We start from the raw sequence: 18486 nt of genomic DNA, 5'->3' as shown, positions 1-18486 counted from the left end.
CCGGCACGGGGCCGGCGTTTTCTGGCTCGGTGAGGACACTATACCGCTTAGTGCTTGAGATTCTTGCGAAGACGCTCCAGCGCCTGCAGCTGGGCCAGCGCCTGGGCGAGCTTGGCCTGGGCCTGGGCGATGTCTTCCGCATCGGCGCGGTTGGCCAGGGCGTCCTCGGCTTCCTTCTTGGCGCGCTGCGCGGCGGCTTCGTCAAGATCCGCGGCGCGGGCGGCAGTGTCGGCCAGCACGGTAACCACCTGCGGCTGCACTTCCAGGATGCCGCCGGAGACGTAGAACTGCTGGCGCTCGCCGCCCTCCAGCACCACGTCGATGTGGCCGGGCTTCAGGCGCGTGATCAACGGCGCATGGCGGGGCGTGATGCCCAGCTCGCCCAGTTCGCCGGTGGCCACGACCATCACCGCTTCGCCGTGGAAGATCTCGGCCTCGGCACTGACGATGTCGCAACGAATGGTGCTCATAACTCTCTCGCTTCGCCCGACGTATCGAACGGAAAGGATGCGGTCTGGCCGGAGTCAGCGCAGGTGCGCGCGACTCCGGCGGGACGGTCGATCAGGCGGCCTTCTTGGCGCCCATTTCTTCGGCTTTCTTGATGGCTTCGTCGATGCCGCCGACCATGTAGAACGCCTGTTCCGGGATATGGTCCACGTCGCCGTCGACGATCATCTTGAAGCCACGGATGGTTTCCTTCAGCGTCACGTACTTGCCCGGCGCGCCCGTGAACACTTCGGCCACGTGGAAGGGCTGGGAGAAGAAGCGCTCGCACTTGCGCGCGCGGTACACCACCTGCTTGTCTTCCTCGGACAGTTCGTCCATGCCGAGAATGGCGATGATGTCTTTCAGTTCCTTGTAGCGCTGCAGCGTGCCCTGCACGCGACGGGCGACGTCGTAGTGCTCGGCGCCGACCACGTTCGGGTCGAGCTGGCGGCTGGTGGAATCGAGCGGGTCCACCGCCGGATAGATGCCGAGCGAGGCAATCTGGCGGCTCAGCGTCACGGTGGAGTCCAAGTGCGCGAAGGTGGTGGCCGGGGACGGGTCGGTCAGGTCGTCCGCGGGCACGTACACGGCCTGGATCGAGGTGATCGAACCGGTCTTGGTGGAGGTGATGCGTTCCTGCAGCACGCCCATTTCGTCGGCCAGCGTCGGCTGGTAGCCCACCGCGGACGGCATGCGGCCGAGCAGCGCGGACACTTCCGTACCGGCCAGCGTGTAGCGGTAGATGTTGTCCACGAAGAACAGCACGTCGCGGCCCTTGCCGTGCTCGTCCTTCTCGTCGCGGAAATATTCGGCCATGGTCAGGCCCGTCAGCGCCACGCGCAGGCGGTTGCCCGGCGGCTCGTTCATCTGGCCGTACACCATCGCCACTTTCGACTCGGGCAGGTTGTCCAGCTTGACCACGCCGGCATCCTGCATTTCATGGTAGAAGTCGTTGCCTTCGCGGGTACGCTCGCCCACGCCGGCGAACACCGACAGGCCCGAGTGCTGGGTGGCGATGTTGTTGATCAGCTCGAGCATGTTCACCGTCTTGCCCACGCCGGCGCCGCCGAACAGACCGACCTTGCCGCCCTTGGCGAACGGGCACACCAGATCGATCACCTTGATGCCGGTTTCCAGCAGTTCGTTGGCCAGCGCCTGTTCGTCGTAGGAAGGGGCTTCGCGGTGGATGACCCAATGGTCCTGTGCCTGGATCGGACCGACTTCGTCGATCGGGTTGCCGAGCACGTCCAAGATGCGGCCGAGGGTGGCCTTGCCGACCGGCACCTTGATGCCTTCGCCGGTGTTGCGCGCAACCAGGCCGCGCTTCAAGCCGTCGGTGGAACCGAGGGCGATCGTGCGCACCACGCCGTCGCCCAGCACCTGCTGGACTTCCAGCGTGATCTGGGTGCCGTCGATCTTCAGTGCGTCATACACCTGCGGCACCTGATCGCGTGCGAACTCGACGTCGATGACCGCGCCGATGATCTGTACAACTTTACCCTGGCTCATGGATGTGCTCCGGATGGATCTTTTAAAGGTTCGTTTTACTGTGACAGCGCCGCCTGGGCGTCGCTCTTAAATTTGATCGGCCGCCACGGGTGGTGGCTTTTCGACGTTCTGCGATCACGGATGACCGCACTTACACCGCCGCCGCACCGCCGACGATTTCGGAAATTTCCTGCGTGATCGCGGCCTGGCGCGCCTTGTTGTAGCGCAGCGTCAGTTCGCCGATCACCTTGTTCGCGTTGTCCGAGGCGGCCTTCATCGCCACCATGCGGGCGGCATGTTCGCTGGCGAGGTTTTCCAGCACGGCCTGGTACACCACCGATTCGATGTAGCGCGACAGCACGTGCTCCAGCACGGTGGCCGCGTCGGGTTCGTAGATGTAGTCCCAGTCGTGCGCCTGCTCCAGCTGCGCGCCCTGCACGTGCTGCGCCTCGAGTTCGGCGGCCACCGCCGGCAACGGCAGCAGCGCGTCGATCGTGGGCTTCTGCGTCATGGTGTTGACGAAGTCGTTGTAGGCGAGGAACACGCGATCGAGCTTGCCTTCGGTGTAGGCGTCGAGCACGACTTTGATTACGCCGATCAGCTGCTCCACCTTCGGACGTTCGCCCAGGTGGGTGGTGCTGCCGATCAGGTTCACGCCCTTCAAGCGGCGGAAGAACTGCACCGCCTTCTGGCCGATCGCCACGACGTCGATCTCGGTACCTTTCTCCTGCTGCTCGCGGATCGCCGGCAACAGGCGGCGGAACAGGTTGGAGTTGAGGCCGCCGCACAGGCCACGGTCGGTGGTGACGACCACATAGCACACGCGCGCCACGTCCTTGCGCTCGACCAGGAACGGATGGTTGAACTCCGTGCTCGCCTGCGCGACGTGCGCGATCACCTTGCGCATGGTGCGCGCATAGGGACGCGAGGCCTTCATCAGGTCCTGCGCTTTGCGAATCTTGGAGGCCGAGACCATTTCGAGCGCACGCGTCACCTTGCGCATGTTCTGCGTGCTCTTGATCTTGGATTTGATTTCGCGTCCGCTTGCCACGTTTGCCTCAACTTGTTGGGTCTATGCCGTGCCGATCGCCCGACCGGCGTGCGGTGCAACCATCCGCCGTGGATGGCCGCACACCCTTTTTTGCTTACCAGCTACCGGTTTTCTTGAACTCGTCGAGGCCGGACTTGAAGGTGCCTTCGATGTCGTTGTTCCAGTCGCCGGTGGCAACGATCTTCTTCATCAGCTCGGCGTGGTTCTGGTGGAAGAAGTCGTGCAGGCCCTTCTCGAACGCCAGCACCTTGTTCACCGGCAGGTCGTCCAGGTAGCCCTTTTCGGCGGCGTACACGGACAGCGCCAGTTCGGCGATGGAGAGCGGCGCGTACTGCTTCTGCTTCATCAGCTCGGTCACGCGCTGGCCGCGGTCGAGCTGGGCGCGGGTGGCCGGATCGAGGTCGGAAGCGAACTGCGCGAACGCCGCCAGCTCGCGGTACTGCGCCAGCGCCAGCTTCACGCCGCCGGAGAGCTTCTTGACGATCTTGGTCTGCGCCGCACCGCCCACGCGCGACACCGAGATACCGGCGTTCACGGCCGGGCGGATGCCGGCGTTGAAGAGGTCCGTTTCCAGGAAGATCTGGCCGTCGGTGATCGAGATCACGTTGGTCGGCACGAACGCGGACACGTCGCCGGCCTGCGTCTCGATGATCGGCAGCGCGGTGAGCGAGCCGGTCTTGCCCTTCACTTCGCCGTTGGTGAACTTCTCGACGTATTCCTCGGAGACGCGCGCGGCGCGCTCAAGCAGACGCGAGTGGAGATAGAACACGTCGCCCGGATACGCTTCGCGGCCCGGCGGGCGCTTCAGCAGCAGCGAGATCTGGCGGTAGGCCACGGCCTGCTTGGAGAGATCGTCGTAGATGATCAGCGCGTCTTCGCCGCGGTCGCGGAAGTATTCGCCCATGGCGCAGCCGGCGTACGGCGCGATGTACTGCAGCGCGGCCGATTCGGAAGCCGAAGCGACGACCACGATGGTGTTGGCCAGCGCGCCGTTCTCTTCGAGCTTGCGCACCACGTTGGCGATCGAAGAGCGCTTCTGGCCGATGGCCACGTATACGCACTTAATGCCGGAATCTTTCTGATTGATGATCGCATCGACGGCCAGCGCGGTCTTGCCGGTCTGGCGGTCGCCGATGATCAGCTCGCGCTGGCCGCGGCCGATGGGGATCATCGAGTCGACCGACTTGTAACCGGTCTGCACGGGCTGGTCCACCGATTTGCGCCACACGACGCCCGGCGCGACCTTTTCGATCGGCGAGCTGAGCTTGGCGTTGATCGGGCCCTTGCCGTCGATCGGGTTGCCCAGCGCATCCACCACGCGGCCCAGCAGCTCGGTGCCGACCGGCACTTCGAGGATGCGGCCGGTGGTCTTGGCGACGTCGCCTTCGCGCAGGTGCTGGTATTCGCCCAGCACCACCGCGCCCACCGAGTCGCGCTCAAGATTCAGCGCCAGCGCAAAGGCGTTGCCCGGCAGTTCGATCATTTCGCCCTGCATCACGTCGGCCAGGCCGTGGATGCGCACGATGCCGTCGGACACACTGATGATCGTGCCCTCGTTGCGGGCTTCCGCGCCGAGCTTGAACTGCTCGATACGGTTCTTGATCAGCTCGCTGATCTCGGACGGGTTGAGAGTGGTGCTGGACATGGTCGTTATCCTTGGGTTTGCGCCGCGCTAGCGGCACCCGGTGATTTTTGAAATCTGTTTAGTGCGTCAAGGCGTTGGCGAGGCGTTCGAGGCGGCCACGCGCGGAGCCATCGATGACTTCGCTGCCTGCGTCGATCACCACGCCGCCCAGCAGCGACGGATCGACCTGCGTCTGCAGTTCGATCTCGCGCTTGAAGCGGCGCTTGAGCGAGGCCTTCAGCTGCTCGGCCTGCGCGCTGTCCAGAGCCATCGCGCTGGTAACCTTCACCAAGAGCTGCGACTCCGACTCGCGCTTGTAGGTTTCGTACAGCGCACCGATTTCCGGCAGCAGCGCCATGCGGTGCTTTTCGGCGAGCTGCGCAAGGAAGTTGCCGAACGCGCTATCGGCCTTCATGCCCTCGGGCAGATGCAGCGCGACCAGCTGTTCGGGCGTGACGCGCGGATCGTTATTGAGCGCGGCGACGCGGGCATCCCGCGCCACTTCGGCGGCGAAAGCCAGCGCCTGCGACCAGGCGCCAAGGGCACCTTCCGCTTGCGCCAGCTCGAAAGCGGCGCGGGCGTAGGGGCGAGCGAGCGTGATTGCCTGGGCCATGGATTAGATCTCGGCAGCGAGCTGGTCGAGCATGGCCTTGTGTGCCGACGCATCGATCTCGCGCTGCACGATCTTCGAAGCGCCCTGCACCGCCAAGGCACCCACGCGTTCACGCAGCTCTTCGCGGGCGCGCTGTGCCATCGAGGCGATGTCGTCCTGCGCGGCGGCCTTCTGGCGGTTCACCTCGGCGATGGCATCGGCGCGGGCCTTGTCCAGGATCTGGTTGGCCTGCTGCTGAGCGCGGTCGATGATCTCGGCAGCCTGCTGGCGCGCGTGCCTGATCTCGGCCGCCACCTTGTTGTCGGCGTCCTTCAATTCGGCGTGCGCGCGCTCGGCGGCATTGAGGCCTTCGGCGATCTTCAGCTGGCGCTCTTCGATGGCCTTGTTCAGATGGGGCCAGACGAATTTCGCGCAGAACAAGATCAAGATCGCAAACGCGATCATTTCGCCGATCAGTGTGGCGTTGAATTGCATCGCTGCGGTACCTGTACTTGCGTAGTGTTACGGGTTTGGACGCGGTGAAGCGCCCCGACGGGACAACGGCGCCACGCGAGGCGGCGCCGCGGACCTGAGCGTCTTAGTGACCCGCGCCAGCAGCCATCACGTTGACAAGCAGCGGGTTCGCCACGGCGAAGTACATCGCCAGGGCCACGCCGATCAGGAACGCCGCGTCGATCAGGCCGGCCAGCAGGAACATGCGACCCTGCAGCAGCGGGACCAGCTCAGGCTGACGGGCGGCCGCCTCGAGGAACTTCGAGCCCATGATGCCGATGCCGATACAAGCGCCCAGGGCGCCGAAGCCGATGATCAAGCCGAGCGCGATGGCGGTGAAGCCCTGGACCTGAGCAATGTGAGCGACTAGTTCCACGATGATCTCCTCAAGAAAAAGAAAGCGGTTGTTCTGACAAAGGTGAAAGCAATTAGTGGTGATCGTGGGCCATCGAGATATACACGATGGTGAGCACCATGAAGATGAAGGCCTGGATGGTGATGATCAGGATGTGGAAGACGCCCCACACCGCATAACCAATGATGCCCAGGCTGTACAGAAGCACGCTGCCGGTGCTGAACAGGCCCGCGATGAGCAGGAACACCAGCTCGCCCGCGTACATGTTGCCGAACAGTCGCATCGCCAGGCTGACGGGCTTGGCGACAAGCTCCACCATGTTCAGGGCGAAATTGAAGGGGAACAGCCACTTGCCGAACGGCGCCGTGAAGAGTTCGTGCATGTAGCCGCCGAAACCCTTGGCCTTGAAGCTGTAGAAGATCACCAGCACCAGCACGGTGATGGACATCGCGAACGTCATGTTGACGTCGGCGGTGGGGACCGGACGGAAATGGCCTATGCCGAACTTGGCCGTGATCATCGGCAGCAGATCGACCGGCAGCAGGTCCATCGCGTTCATCAGGAACACCCAGGCGAACACGGTCAGCGCCAGGGGGCCAAGGAAGCGGCGGTCGCCGTGGAACACGTCCTTGACCTGGCCGTCGACGAATTCGAGCACGATTTCCAGGAACGCCTGACCCTTGCCCGGCACGCCGGCGGTGGCCTTGCGCGCCTTCAGCCAGAACCACAGGCAAAACAGGATGCCGAGCACCAGCGACACCGTGACGGAGTCGATGTTCAGCGTCCAGAACGCGCCCTCGCTGATGTGCGGCGGCCTGAGGTGTTCCAGGTGGTGCCTGATGTATTCGGTAAGACCGCCCTGCGGCTCGCTTGCCATCTCTTAACCCTTGAATCTGAACGCCAGCAGATTAACCGCATACGCCACCCCCAGCCCCGTGATGGCAGCCAGTGGCGGCAATTTGTATTGAACCATGATGATGATCAGCCCCCCGACGATCACCATCCACTTAAGGAGCATGCCCGTCAGCAGGCGGCCAAGCGCGAGACCCGCGCCGCTCACCTGACTGAACAACCTACTCGATAGCAGCGCAGTACCTATCGCCACAATCGCCGCGCCCGCCGCCGCCGCTATCGCCCATCGGAACCCCTGTACCGAAAAAGCGAGGCCCACAACCACCGCCGCGACTAGCTGCCATAGCAGCAATCGCAGGGCGAGACGTCGACCGGAGGCTAAACTGTTGAGCACGTGAGGTTCCCGCGGTTTTCGCACCAGGCTTTAACCACGCCACGGGTCACGATCCAATCCGGAAAAGTATATCAGCGTGACTTTTGGCCCAGCAAGCCGCGCACCCTGTGACACCTCGCCTGGCGGAGAGTTTCGGACAAGAAAAAGGCCGGGCGCTGATGGCCCGGCCTAAGGACATATCGCAAGGGGAGTCGCGATACGTAGAAGGTATTACTTGGCGGAAGCGGCAGCCTTCTTGATGGCGGCGACCGGCGCGGCCACGGCTTCGTTGGCGGCCTTCTGCTGTTCCTGCAGGAGCGCATTGAGGGACTCGGCGGTCTTCTGGGCCACGGCGACCACTTCCTTGGTCACGGACACGGCGTGCTCGGCCTGCTCACGGCTCAGGCTGGTGCCCTTTTCCCACAGGCCACGCAGCGCATCGACGTCGCGCACTTCGGCGGCCTGGGCGATGAAATCAGCGGTGGCCTGGGCCTGCTTTTCCAGCGCGGCCAGCTGCAGTTCGGCGACCTGCTCCAGACCCTTGATGGTCAGGGCGTGCGCCTTGAAGGCGTTTTCCGACAGCTGCTTGGCATAGGAAAAGAGCTGGGAGTTCAGTTGCTGCGTCATGGCTAAGTCCCTCGAAGGGAAATGGGAGAGTGGGACAAAGCCTAGCAGCACTTTTTGTGCAGCGCAATATCTTTTTTGTTAATAATCTGCTATGTCACGAAATATTCAATAAAGACGAATAGTTAGTAACAGATCGGAAATTTTTGCGCCGCGTCAAATTTATGTCAAAAGCTGGCCCGGGAGCAGCTGGCGCCGGAGGTGCAGGTCTCGTGCACCACCACTTTGTCCAGCCCCGGCAGGGTCGGCTCCAGCCGCTGCCAGATCCAGCGCGCGAGCATCTCGCTGGTCGGGTTCTCCAACCCGGGGATGTCGTTGAGATAGTGGTGGTCGAGCTGCGCGTAGAGGGGGGCGAAGGCGGTCTTCACGTCGGCGAAGTCCATCACCCAGCCGAGCGTGGGATCGGGCTCGCCGGCCAGATGGATTTCAATACGGAAGGAATGGCCGTGCAGGCGCGCGCACTTGTGCCCGGGCGGCACGTTGGGCAGGCGATGCGCGGCTTCGATCTGGAAAACTTTGAAAATATGCATGGCGCCATTCTACCCGGCGGCGCCCAGGTGCCGCCGGTACCTATGAAGCGCAGGTGTTAAGCCTCGCCGTTGCGCGCGATCGAGCGCCAGGCATGGCCCGCATCGAGCAGGCGGTTCTGCGTTGCCGGCCCTTCGGAGCCGGCCGCGTAGAAATCCGGCGCTCCGCTCTGCCACGCCTCCAATACCGGCGTCAGCAACCGCCAGGCCCATTCCACCTCGTCGAAACGCAGGAAGTTCGTGCGGTCGCCTTCCAACGCATCCATCAGCAACTGCTCGTAGGCGGAAAACTCGCGGTCGTCGGGCGTGGCATACGGCGCCGTCAGCACCACCGGGCGACCGGCCAGTTCGAGCCCGGGTTGCTTGGCCGTCACCAGCAAGTCCATCTGCTCGACCGGACGAATGCGGAAGATCATCCAGTTGTTGCCCGCATGCACAGCCTTGGGCAGCGCCCCGGGCACGGAGTGAAACTGCACCGCGATCTCTGAGTAATTGCTGGCCAGCCGCTTGCCGCTGCGCAGATAAAAGGGCACGCCACGCCAGCGCCAGTTATCGATTTCCAGGCGCAGCGCCGCGAAGGTTTCCGTGCACGAACCGCGCGCGACGCCCGGTTCGCTGCGGTAGCCGGGAAGTTTCTTGCGTCCCAGCTGCCCGGCGCGGTATTGCCCGCGCACCGCATGCGCATCCAGCGTGGCGGCGGTAATGGGCACGGTCGAGCGCAGCACTTCCACCTTGTGATTGCGCAGCACTTCGGCATCCCACTCGGCCAGCGGCGCCATCGCGGTCAGGCTGAACAACTGCATCAGGTGGTTCTGCAGCATGTCGCGCAACGCACCGGCCTTGTCGTAATACGCGGCACGCTTTTCCACGCCCAGCGTTTCGGCGTAGGTAATCTGCACCTGCGCGATGTGCTGCGCATTCCAGATCGGCTCGATGAAGCGATTGGCAAAGCGAAACACCATCAGGTTCTGCGTGGTTTCCTTGCCGAGGAAGTGATCGATGCGCAGGATCTGCTCTTCTTCCCAGTGCAGATGCATCTGCGTGCGCAGCGCCTGGGCCGAGGCGAGGTCGGTGCCGAACGGCTTTTCCACCACCAGGCGCCGCCAGCCGTTGCGCGGACTTTTGGCGAACCCCGCCTCGCCCAGCGCCTTGGCCGCCACGCCGAACAGCGGCGGCGGCAGGGCGAGGTAGAACAAGGTGGCGGGACTGAGCTTGTCCTTGAGCATGGTCAGCTGCGTGGCTTCCAGTTCACCGCCCACGTAATCGAGCTGGCGACGGAAGCGGTTCCAATGCGCGAGGCTGTATTCGGGCGAGAACTCGCGCAGCGCCTTCTGGATGTGCCGCTCGAAATAATCGGCGCTCCATCCTTCCTTGGCGTAACCGACGATGCGTAAATCCGGCGTCAGGCCAAGCACGTGCAGGCGAAACAGCGCCGGCATCAGCAGGCGCTTGGTGAGATCGCCGCTTGCACCCAGGATCACAAGCGTCGTCGTAGCCATGGCTTTAGCCTTTTTTGTCGGTTTTGATTTCGGCGTGGCCGCCAAAGGAGTGTCGCATCGCCGACAACACCTTGTTGGCATAAAGATCATTGCCCTGCGAGGTGAAGCGCGCGAACAGCGCCGCGGTAAGCACCGGCACCGGCACGCCTTCGTCGATGGCCGCTTGCGCAGTCCAGCGGCCTTCGCCCGAATCGGAAACGCGGCCGGTGTAATCGTTGAGCGTGGGATCGCGGCCCAATTCGGCCGCGGTGAGATCAAGCAGCCACGAGCCGATTACGCTGCCGCGCCGCCACAGTTCGGCGATGTCGCCGATGGGGAAGTCGTACAGATAGCGCTCGGGATTTTCCAGCGGCGAGGTTTCCGCATCCGCGCTGCGCTGCTGCTTGCCGGCGTTGGCGTTCTTGAGCACGTTGAGGCCTTCGGCATAGGCGGCCATCAGGCCATACTCGATGCCGTTGTGGACCATCTTCACGAAATGGCCCGCGCCATTGGGGCCGCAGTAAAGGTAGCCCTTTTCCGCCGCCGTCGGTTCGCCCGAACGGCCATCGCTGCGCGGCGCGGCATCCACGCCCGGCGCCAGCGCGGCGAACACCGGCTCCAACCGCTTGAACGCCTGTTCCGGTCCACCGATCATCTGGCAGTAACCGCGCTCGCGGCCCCACACACCGCCGCTCACGCCCACATCGACGTACATCAGCTTGTGCTTGGTCAAAGCTTGCGCGCGGCGCAAATCTTCCACGTAATGCGAATTGCCGCCGTCGATCAGCACGTCCCCTTCGGCCAGCAGGGGCGTCAATTGATCGAGCACCGCATCCACCACCGCGGTGGGCAGCATCAGCCATACCGCGCGCGGCCCTTCCAGTTTGGCGATCAGATCCTGGATCGAATCGGCCGCGGTGGCGCCGTGGCCGGCCGCTTCGCGGCGCGCTTCCAGATGCGTGTCGAACACCACGCATTCGATGCCCGCATCCTGCAGGCGCCGCACCATGTTCAAGCCCATGCGGCCCAGGCCGATGAAACCCAGCTGCATCGATTCCTTATGCCCGCTCATGCCTTGTTCTCCCACAGGCGGAAGCCGCCTTTGAATGCGTTCTTGTTGTCGCCGCGACGCACGCCTTCGGGCAGCTCCGGCAGATGCCGCACGTTGCCGCCGCCGAGTACCACGTAATCGGGCTCCAGTGCCGCGCGCAATTGTTCGATCACATCCACCACGTGCAGGTGCCACTTTTTCTTGCCGTGTCGCTTCATGCCGCGCGTGCCCACGTAATCCTCGAACGTGCCTTTCTTGTAGGGCAGGTGCGCCAGTTCCATCGGCTCGATGATGCCGTCCACGATAAAGGCCGAACCCAGGCCCGTGCCGAGCCCGAGAAACAGCATGCGGCCGCCTTCGTAGCTGCCCAGCGCCTGCATCGCGGCGTCGTTGACCACTTTGGTTTTGCAGCCAAACGCCTTGGTGAAGTCGAAACCTACCCAGCCTTTGCCGAGGTTGTAGGGTTCGCGCGCAATGCGCTCGTGCAACACGGGGCCGGGATAGCCGATGCTCACCGCGTCGTATTTCCAGCTGCGGATCAAGGGGCGCAGCAGCTTGATCATTGCCTCGGGCGTCAGCGTGCGGCTGGACTTGATCTCCACTTCGCGCGCATTGCCGCTGATCATCGCCTTGACGTGACTGCCGCCGATATCGATCGCCAGCACGCGTTGGCCGTGCTTTTCTTTCGCCGCGGCGGGCGCCGCCGCTTCGGTCTTGCGACGCGCCTTGCGGTACCAGGCGATGGCCGCGTTGGTGGCGCTGTCGTGATTGAGCGGCTTGCGCGGCGATTCGATTTCATCCACCACGCGCAGCGCCAGCTGCTTGCCCAGCTCCACGCCCCACTGGTCGAACGGGTTGATGTCCCAGATCGCCGCCTGCGTGAACACAAGATGCTCGTAAAGCGCCACCAGGCTGCCCAATGCATGCGGCGTCAGGCGTTCGGCCAACAGCAGGCTGGACGGCCGGTTGCCTTCGAACACGCGATGCGGCGCCAACTCGTCGGCGATACCTTCGTCCTTCACCTGCTGCATCGTCTTGCCCATGGCCAGCGCCTCGGCCTGGGCGATCATATTGGCCAGCAGCAGATCGTGATGGCGGCCGGACGGATTGAGCGACTGACCAAAACCCACGAAATCGCATGGAATCAGCCGCGTGCCCTGATGGATCAGCTGATAGAACGAATGCTGCCCGTTGGTGCCCGGCTCGCCCCAGTAGATCGGGCCGGTCGCGTAATCGACCGCGCTGCCGTCGATGGTGACGTGCTTGCCGTTGGACTCCATCGTCAACTGTTGCAGGTACGCGGGAAAGCGCTTGAGGTATTGCTCATACGGCAGCACCGCCACCGTCTCGGCGCCGAAGAAATCGGTGTACCACACGCCGAGCAGGCCCATGATCACCGGCAGGTTGCGTTCCAGCGGCGCGGTGCGGAAGTGCTCGTCCATGGCGTGGAAGCCGGCCAGCATCTGGCCGAATGCGTCGGGGCCGATGGCGATCATGGTGGACAGGCCGATCGCCGAGTCCATCGAATAGCGTCCGCCGACCCAATCCCAGAAGCCATACATCTGCTGGGTGGAAATGCCAAACGCCGTCACCGCTTTTTCATTGGTGGACAGCGCGACGAAGTGCTTGGCCACCGCCTTCTCATCGCCGTTCGCGGCGGCCAGCAGCCAATCGCGCGCGCTGTGCGCGTTGGTCATGGTTTCCAGCGTGGTGAAGGTTTTGGAAGCGACGATGAACAGCGTTTCGTCAGCGCGCAGATCGTGCACCGCTTCGGCGAAGTCGGTGTAATCGACGTTGGAAACGAAACGCAGGGTCAACCCGCGATCGCTGAAATGGCGCAAGGCTTCATAGGCCATCACCGGACCCAGATCCGAGCCGCCGATGCCGACGTTGACGATGTTGCGGATCGGCCGTCCCGAGAAGCCGAGCCAGCGTCCTTCGCGGATGGCCGTGGCCAGCTCCGCCATGCGCTTGAGCACGGCGTGCACCTCGGGCACCACGTTGACGCCATCAACCTTGATCGATTTGCGCGCGGGCGTGCGGAGCGCCACGTGCAGGGCCGCGCGCTGCTCGGTGGTGTTGACCTTTTCGCCCGCGAACATGGCATCGCGCCGCGCCTCCACGCCGCACTCGCGCGCCAGCGCAAACAGGTGCTTGAGCGTTTCGTCATCGATGCGGTGGCGCGCATAGTCCAGCCGCCAGCCGGCCGCCTCGGCGCGATAACGGTCGGCACGGCCGGGGTCGGCGGCGAACAGGTCGCGCAGATGTTCGGGGGCGATGTTTTCCTTATGCTGCGCCAGCGCGCGCCATGCGGCCTTCTCGCGCAGCGCGCTCATGCAGCGGCCTCCAGGCGCTGGCTGACGGTATCGAGCAGCTCATGCCAGGACTTGACGAACGAGTCGGCGCCTTCCTTCTGCAGCACCTTGGCCAGCGGCTCCACTTCGATACCGGCAGCCTGGAACTTGGCCAGCACACTGGCGGTGTCGATGCCGTTCAAGCTCATCAGCTGCTCGGCCTTGCCGTGGTCGGCGAAGGCGAGCAGGGTTTTTTCCGGCATGGTGTTGACGGTGAGCGGCGCGGCCAGGTGCTCGATGTAGAGCGTGTCGCTGGCCTTGGGGTCCTTGGTGCCGGTACTGGCCCACAGCAGGCGCTGCACGCGCGCGCCATTGTTCTGCAAGCGCTGCAGGCGCGGCGAATCGAGCAACCTGCGGTAGCTGGCGTAGATCCGCTCGCATACCGCAAAACCCAGCGTATTGTGCAGCTCGGCGGGCACCTTGTCGGCCACTTTCACGTCCCAGCGGCTGATGAATACCGACGCTACCGAGGCGACATCCAGCTCCAGCCCCGCCGCGTGGCGGCGCTCCAGGCCGCGCAGCCATGCTTCGGCGGCGGCTTCGTATTGCTCGGGCGAGAACAGCAGCGTGACGTTGATCGGCACGCCGCGGAAAATCAGCTCCTCGATCGCGCCGATGCCGGCCGGCGTGCCCGGCACCTTGATGAAGAGGTTGTGCACCGCCGCCTTCTTATGCAGCACCAGCGCCTGCTCGATGGTGCCCTGGGTATCGTCGGCCAACAGCGGCGACACTTCCAGCGAGACCCAGCCGTCCACACCGTGCGTGCGCTGATAGACAGGCTCGAAGATCGCCGCGGCGCGGCGCAGATCGTCGATGGCCAGGTCGAAGAACACCGCTTCGGGGTCTTTCTGGCCGCCTGCGCGAATGGAAGCGTCGTAATCCTTACCGGCCTTGATCGCCTGGGCGAAGATGGTCGGGTTGGAGGTGAGGCCGGTCACCGTCTTGTGGTCGCGGTAACCCAGCAACGTGCCATCGCCCAGCATGCTGCGAGTGATGTTGTCCAGCCATAGGCTCTGGCCAAGTCCGTTCAGCGTGCGGGTCGGGTGTTGCATGGCGTTACTCCTTCATGAGAATGAGGCGAGGAGGCGTCGTCGAGGTGCATTGCGCACGAAGGCGGGGCGACGGCCCGTGGGGAAGCTCAGCTCTCGAATTTAAATCCATTCAGCAGAGTATCAAGTGGCTTGTCGCGGCCTGATGACCCGCAACGACGCGATTGGCCCGATTCGAGCCCTCAGGCCAGCTCCTGCCCGCGGTAGTAGCGGCGGTGCGCCAGGCGCAGCATGTCCAGGTCTTCGTGCGTGTCGCCGTAGGCATAAATCACTGGAAATTCATCTAGATCCAGTACTTCACGGATGCGCCGCGACTTCTCCGCCCCTACGCATTGGGCTCCGCGGTAGCGCCCGGTAAGCACCCCGCCGCGCGTCTCCAGGCGGGAACAGAGCAGATCCAGTTCGTGATGGCGGCACCAGTGGGCGAGGTACACGTCCAGCGCACCGGACACCACCATCACCCGGTCGCCCTGCTGCCGATGCCAGCGGATGCGCGCCAGCGCATCGGGCCGCAGCGCCGCCGGCAGCACATCCAGCGCGAAGCGGCGCCCCGCTTCGTCCACCACGTCGGCGGGCACGCCGCGAAAACCGAAGTGCACCACGCTGGCGCGAATGGCATTGGCGGAAACCAGGCCAAGCTTGTATCCGGCCAGCATCGGCCCGAACAACAGCGCGCCGGCAAGCCTTCGCCGCGTGCTGACCGCCGCGCGCACGAAATCGGCGAACATTTCGCGCTGCGTGATCGTTCCATCGAAATCGAACAAAGCCAGATTCATGCGCCGTGCGTCCCCTGGGCAAACTTTCCTCGCCGCAGTCTACGCAAGCAGCGTTGACCGCGGCCAGCCACCGGCAGGCTTCGCGCGGGAAAGGGTCAACGCGGCGCCCATCGCGCCCCGCCGCGTGCGTGATGCGTTTGACGCGATGCAAATGTCAACGATATGTCATAAGTATCCGCGCCGCCGGACTTATAAAAATCGCGTTCGCCAAACCCGCCGGCTTGTTTAACCGTATGCCAACGATCGGATCGATAGCCTGAACCTCCCATCACACACAACTGTGGAGTGCATATGGATCCGATGACCCTTGATGCGCTGGTTGCGAGTGCGGAGCAATACGAAAACGCCAAGCGCGTATCGTTCGAGCCCCTCGATGGCTATGTGCTCAACCCCTGGTCCGGCCTCTATCAGGAGAGCGACGCGACCTACACCCATCGCGTGGCCGCCGAACTGGCGTAGCGCTTGGCGGCACTAAAAGGGGAAAACACGCGCTGCGCTGCACGGCGAACGCCGCTGCAGCGCCTGAATCGTGATCGGACAGGTTTTGCCCGCCTGGAAGAAATCCAGCATCTTCGATTGATTGACGGCGAGTTCCAGCGCGCCGGCCGGAAACTGATCGCTCGACCAGGAGCTGCTGTCGCCCCCGGCGGCGCGCCCGAAGTTGCCGTATTCGCGTAAGCCCGACAGGTACATCACGTGCCGCCAGGCCCTGCTCGCTCGTGCTAGCGTAGCGACGTGCGCCGCGTACTTCGCGCGAGGCGCCAGAAAAGGCCATGGCACACTTCTCAACAACACAGCCTTACACGATGTACTGAACAGACCGATCCTATGCATCTGACATGGTCGTGGGCAACGTTGATCGTCGCTTCGTTCGCCGCGGGCGTGCAGAACGCGCTGGCCGGCGGCGGGTCATTCCTTACTTTCCCCGCGCTGCTGTTCACCGGCATCGATCCACGCACGGCCAACATCGCCTCTACCATCGCCCTGTTTCCCGGCCAGGTGACCACGGGGCTGGCCGGGCGCGCTCATATGGCAGGCGCCGAAGGCCTGTCGTTGCGCGCGCTATGCTGGATCAGCCTGTTCGGCGGCGCGCTCGGAGCGGTCTTGTTGCTCGTTACGCCGGTAAGCGTATTCACCCGGCTCGTGCCGTTTCTGGTGCTGTTCGCCACGGTGGTGTTTGCCTGGGGCAGTTTTTTCAGGAAACCATCCGGCAACGGCGACAAGGCATCGCTTGACCGGCGCGCCGCGATGTTGGTGCAGTTGTGCATCGCCATCTACGGCGGCTACTTCGGCGGCGGCATCGGCATCCTGATGCTGGCGGCGTTGACGGCGGCGGGCCTGGGCGTTCGCCAAGCCGGCGCCACGAAGAACGTGCTGGCGGCGATCATGAATGCCTCGGCCGTGGTGATCTTTTTGATCCAGGCACGCATGCTTCCATGGCTGCAGATCGTCTGCGTGGCGGTTCCCGCGATCGCCGGCGGCCAATTGGGCGCGCACTTGTTGCATCGAGTCAACGAGAACGCGCTGCGCATCGCCGTGGTGTGCATCGGCGTTGCGCTTACCGTGGGATTGTTCGTGACGAGCTAGCGCCGCCTTGCATTTGGCCGGTGGGACATCGACATCCTGCGTAGCAACGGTCCAGCGTGGCCATACCTCTTGCGGGGAAATCCCGCCAGGCAGGACGCACGTCTCGTGCGCGGTGCAGGCAAATATCCCGACGGAACTCAGGTCGCGATCTCAGCGGCGCCTTGCTGGCCGAACCATGTTTCGGTGCGGCGAACGATATGCACCACTGACAACATGACAGGCACCTCCACAAGCACCCCCACGACGGTTGCCAATGCCGCCCCCGAACGCAATCCAAACAGACTGATGGCGGCAGCAACCGCAAGCTCGAAGAAGTTGCTGGCGCCAATCAACGCGGATGGCCCTGCGATGCAGTGCGGCACACCCAGCCAGCGGCTAAGGCCATAGGCAATGCCCGCGTTGAGGTAAACCTGCACGACGATGGGTACGGCCAGCAAGGCGATGACCATGGGTTGCGCCATGATCGCTTGCCCCTGGAAGCCAAAGAGCAGCACCAGTGTCGCCAGCAGCGCCGTAGTGGACCAGGGATCGATTCGGCGGATCGTCTCATCCAGCGTCTGCTGCCCTCCACGTCGAAGCAGGTACCAGCGCCATAGCTGCGCCAGCCATACCGGAACGACGATGTAGAGAACGACGGACAACAGCAGGGTGCCCCACGGTACGTGAATGGACGCGACCCCCAACAGAAGCCCGACGATGGGCGCGAATGCCACGACCATGATCGTGTCGTTCAATGCCACCTGCGCCAGCGTGAAGTTGGGCTCCCCGCCGCATAGCCGCGACCACACGAAAACCATCGCCGTGCAGGGCGCAGCCGCAAGCAAAATCAAACCGGCGATGTACGCATCGTGCTCGCCTGCAGGCAGCCACGCGGCAAACACATGCCGCACGAACAGCCAGCCCAGCAGCGCCATCGAAAACGGCTTGATCGCCCAATTGACCAGCAACGTGACCCCAATGCCCCTCAGCTGCCGGCGCACGCCTGTGAGTTGCGCGAAATCCACTTTCAGCAACATCGGCACGATCATCAACCATACGAGCAGCGCCACCGGCAGATTGATGTGCTGCACCTCCAAACCCGCTAGAGCCGCGAACAGCGAGGGGAAGAGATGCCCGAGCATGATGCCCGCCACGATGCACAGCGCCACCCACAGCGTCAGATACCGTGCAAAGACACCTATCGTCGCAACCGCCTGTTTATCACTCATGGGGCGTGCCGGTTTGACCGATGGCACGAAGCTCCTGCTGGGAGGCAACGCGATCGAGCTTTTCCAAAGGAAGCGCCAGCAGCAGATCGATACGCTGCTTTAGCATCATCCAGGCCGAACGGAACGCGCGCCGGCGTTCGTCATCGCCCTCGACCGCTACGGGATCGGGCACCCCCCAATGAGCGGTTACCGGGTGACCGGGCCAAATGGGGCACACTTCGCCAGCAGCGTTGTCGCAGACCGTGATCACGATATCGATGGGCGCAGAATCAGGCTGTGCAAACTCGTCCCAGCTCTTGCTGCGCAAGGGCTCTTTGTAGCCGATGCTGCGCGCCAGCTCTTCCGCCATCGGCTGGACTTTTCCGCTTGGGAAACTGCCCGCGCTGAAAGCGTGGAAGCGCCCCTGACCGAGCACGTTAAGCAGGCTCTCCGCCATGACGCTGCGCGCCGAATTGCCCGTGCAGAGAAATAGAACGTTGTAAGGTTGTGTTCGCATTT

21 protein-coding genes are annotated in these 18486 nt (G+C 63.7%); 2 read left to right on the top strand and 19 right to left on the bottom strand.

Annotated features, from left to right (window positions below; genetic code table 11):
• Positions 1 to 47: 47 nt before the first annotated feature.
• From VME63_RS12495 to VME63_RS12420, 16 genes are all read right to left on the bottom strand, one after another.
• Positions 48 to 470, bottom strand: coding sequence for a F0F1 ATP synthase subunit epsilon (locus tag VME63_RS12495; protein ID WP_325433682.1), 423 nt, complete (start codon positions 468 to 470; stop codon positions 48 to 50).
• Positions 471 to 561: 91 nt separating this feature from the next.
• Entirely contained in the window at positions 562 to 1995 is a 1434-nt protein-coding gene (gene atpD, locus VME63_RS12490) for a F0F1 ATP synthase subunit beta (protein ID WP_325433681.1), read from the bottom strand.
• Positions 1996 to 2125: 130 nt separating this feature from the next.
• On the bottom strand, positions 2126 to 3025 hold the full coding sequence (gene atpG, locus VME63_RS12485; protein ID WP_325433680.1) for a F0F1 ATP synthase subunit gamma: 900 nt from the start codon (positions 3023 to 3025) through the stop codon (positions 2126 to 2128).
• Positions 3026 to 3119: 94 nt separating this feature from the next.
• Positions 3120 to 4670 carry a F0F1 ATP synthase subunit alpha gene (atpA, locus tag VME63_RS12480; RefSeq protein WP_325433679.1) on the bottom strand — a complete coding sequence of 517 codons (1551 nt, stop codon included), beginning with the start codon at positions 4668 to 4670 and terminating at the stop codon, positions 3120 to 3122.
• A gap of 58 nt (positions 4671 to 4728) precedes the next feature.
• On the bottom strand, positions 4729 to 5262 hold the full coding sequence (locus VME63_RS12475; RefSeq protein ID WP_325433678.1) for a F0F1 ATP synthase subunit delta: 534 nt from the start codon (positions 5260 to 5262) through the stop codon (positions 4729 to 4731).
• 3 nt (positions 5263 to 5265) lie between these two features.
• Positions 5266 to 5736: a F0F1 ATP synthase subunit B gene (locus VME63_RS12470; protein WP_325433677.1), complete on the bottom strand. Its 471-nt coding sequence runs from the start codon at positions 5734 to 5736 to the stop codon at positions 5266 to 5268.
• Positions 5737 to 5839: 103 nt separating this feature from the next.
• Positions 5840 to 6130, bottom strand: coding sequence for a F0F1 ATP synthase subunit C (gene atpE, locus VME63_RS12465; RefSeq protein WP_414648258.1), 291 nt, complete (start codon positions 6128 to 6130; stop codon positions 5840 to 5842).
• Positions 6131 to 6182: 52 nt separating this feature from the next.
• On the bottom strand, positions 6183 to 6986 hold the full coding sequence (gene atpB, locus VME63_RS12460; protein WP_325433676.1) for a F0F1 ATP synthase subunit A: 804 nt from the start codon (positions 6984 to 6986) through the stop codon (positions 6183 to 6185).
• A gap of 3 nt (positions 6987 to 6989) precedes the next feature.
• Positions 6990 to 7355: an ATP synthase subunit I gene (locus VME63_RS12455; RefSeq protein ID WP_325433675.1), complete on the bottom strand. Its 366-nt coding sequence runs from the start codon at positions 7353 to 7355 to the stop codon at positions 6990 to 6992.
• Between the two features lie 210 nt (positions 7356 to 7565).
• Positions 7566 to 7961 (bottom strand): phasin family protein, encoded by a 396-nt coding sequence (locus VME63_RS12450; protein WP_325433674.1) that lies wholly within the window; start codon positions 7959 to 7961, stop codon positions 7566 to 7568.
• A gap of 164 nt (positions 7962 to 8125) precedes the next feature.
• The gene (gene queD, locus VME63_RS12445) at positions 8126 to 8488 is read right to left on the bottom strand and encodes a 6-carboxytetrahydropterin synthase QueD (RefSeq protein WP_325433673.1); all 363 of its coding nucleotides are present in this window, start codon (positions 8486 to 8488) and stop codon (positions 8126 to 8128) included.
• A 56-nt stretch (positions 8489 to 8544) separates the two neighbouring features.
• Positions 8545 to 9984, bottom strand: coding sequence for a glucose-6-phosphate dehydrogenase (gene zwf / locus VME63_RS12440; RefSeq protein ID WP_325433672.1), 1440 nt, complete (start codon positions 9982 to 9984; stop codon positions 8545 to 8547).
• Between the two features lie 4 nt (positions 9985 to 9988).
• Positions 9989 to 11014 carry a phosphogluconate dehydrogenase (NAD(+)-dependent, decarboxylating) gene (gnd, locus tag VME63_RS12435; RefSeq protein ID WP_325433796.1) on the bottom strand — a complete coding sequence of 342 codons (1026 nt, stop codon included), beginning with the start codon at positions 11012 to 11014 and terminating at the stop codon, positions 9989 to 9991.
• Between the two features lie 17 nt (positions 11015 to 11031).
• On the bottom strand, positions 11032 to 13350 hold the full coding sequence (gene pgi / locus VME63_RS12430) for a glucose-6-phosphate isomerase (protein WP_325433671.1): 2319 nt from the start codon (positions 13348 to 13350) through the stop codon (positions 11032 to 11034).
• Positions 13347 to 14420 carry a transaldolase gene (gene tal / locus VME63_RS12425; protein ID WP_325433670.1) on the bottom strand — a complete coding sequence of 358 codons (1074 nt, stop codon included), beginning with the start codon at positions 14418 to 14420 and terminating at the stop codon, positions 13347 to 13349. The genes pgi and tal overlap by 4 nt, the downstream gene beginning before the upstream one ends.
• A gap of 179 nt (positions 14421 to 14599) precedes the next feature.
• Positions 14600 to 15193 carry an HAD family hydrolase gene (locus VME63_RS12420; protein WP_325433669.1) on the bottom strand — a complete coding sequence of 198 codons (594 nt, stop codon included), beginning with the start codon at positions 15191 to 15193 and terminating at the stop codon, positions 14600 to 14602.
• A 291-nt stretch (positions 15194 to 15484) separates the two neighbouring features.
• Here VME63_RS12420 and VME63_RS12415 point away from each other — a divergent pair, with 291 nt between their 5' ends.
• Complete coding sequence (locus VME63_RS12415; RefSeq protein WP_325433668.1) at positions 15485 to 15652, top strand: hypothetical protein; 168 nt, start codon at positions 15485 to 15487, stop codon at positions 15650 to 15652.
• Positions 15653 to 15664: 12 nt separating this feature from the next.
• Here VME63_RS12415 and VME63_RS12410 read toward each other — a convergent pair whose 3' ends face one another.
• Positions 15665 to 15886 carry a hypothetical protein gene (locus tag VME63_RS12410; protein ID WP_325433667.1) on the bottom strand — a complete coding sequence of 74 codons (222 nt, stop codon included), beginning with the start codon at positions 15884 to 15886 and terminating at the stop codon, positions 15665 to 15667.
• A 135-nt stretch (positions 15887 to 16021) separates the two neighbouring features.
• On the opposite strand from VME63_RS12410, the gene VME63_RS12405 reads away from it, so the two are divergent.
• Positions 16022 to 16780, top strand: coding sequence for a sulfite exporter TauE/SafE family protein (locus tag VME63_RS12405; protein WP_325433666.1), 759 nt, complete (start codon positions 16022 to 16024; stop codon positions 16778 to 16780).
• Positions 16781 to 16917: 137 nt separating this feature from the next.
• Here VME63_RS12405 and arsB read toward each other — a convergent pair whose 3' ends face one another.
• Together arsB and VME63_RS12395 are read right to left on the bottom strand one after the other, a co-directional pair.
• Complete coding sequence (gene arsB / locus VME63_RS12400) at positions 16918 to 17988, bottom strand: ACR3 family arsenite efflux transporter (RefSeq protein WP_325433665.1); 1071 nt, start codon at positions 17986 to 17988, stop codon at positions 16918 to 16920.
• Complete coding sequence (locus VME63_RS12395) at positions 17981 to 18484, bottom strand: arsenate reductase ArsC (protein ID WP_325433664.1); 504 nt, start codon at positions 18482 to 18484, stop codon at positions 17981 to 17983. The genes arsB and VME63_RS12395 overlap by 8 nt, the downstream gene beginning before the upstream one ends.
• Positions 18485 to 18486 lie beyond the last annotated feature (2 nt).

Origin of the sequence: Dyella sp., from assembly GCF_035503745.1 — a bacterium.
Lineage (GTDB): Bacteria > Pseudomonadota > Gammaproteobacteria > Xanthomonadales > Rhodanobacteraceae > Dyella_B.
Note: the sequence above shows the minus strand (reverse complement) of the source record. Positions and strands in the feature narration are given on the sequence as shown.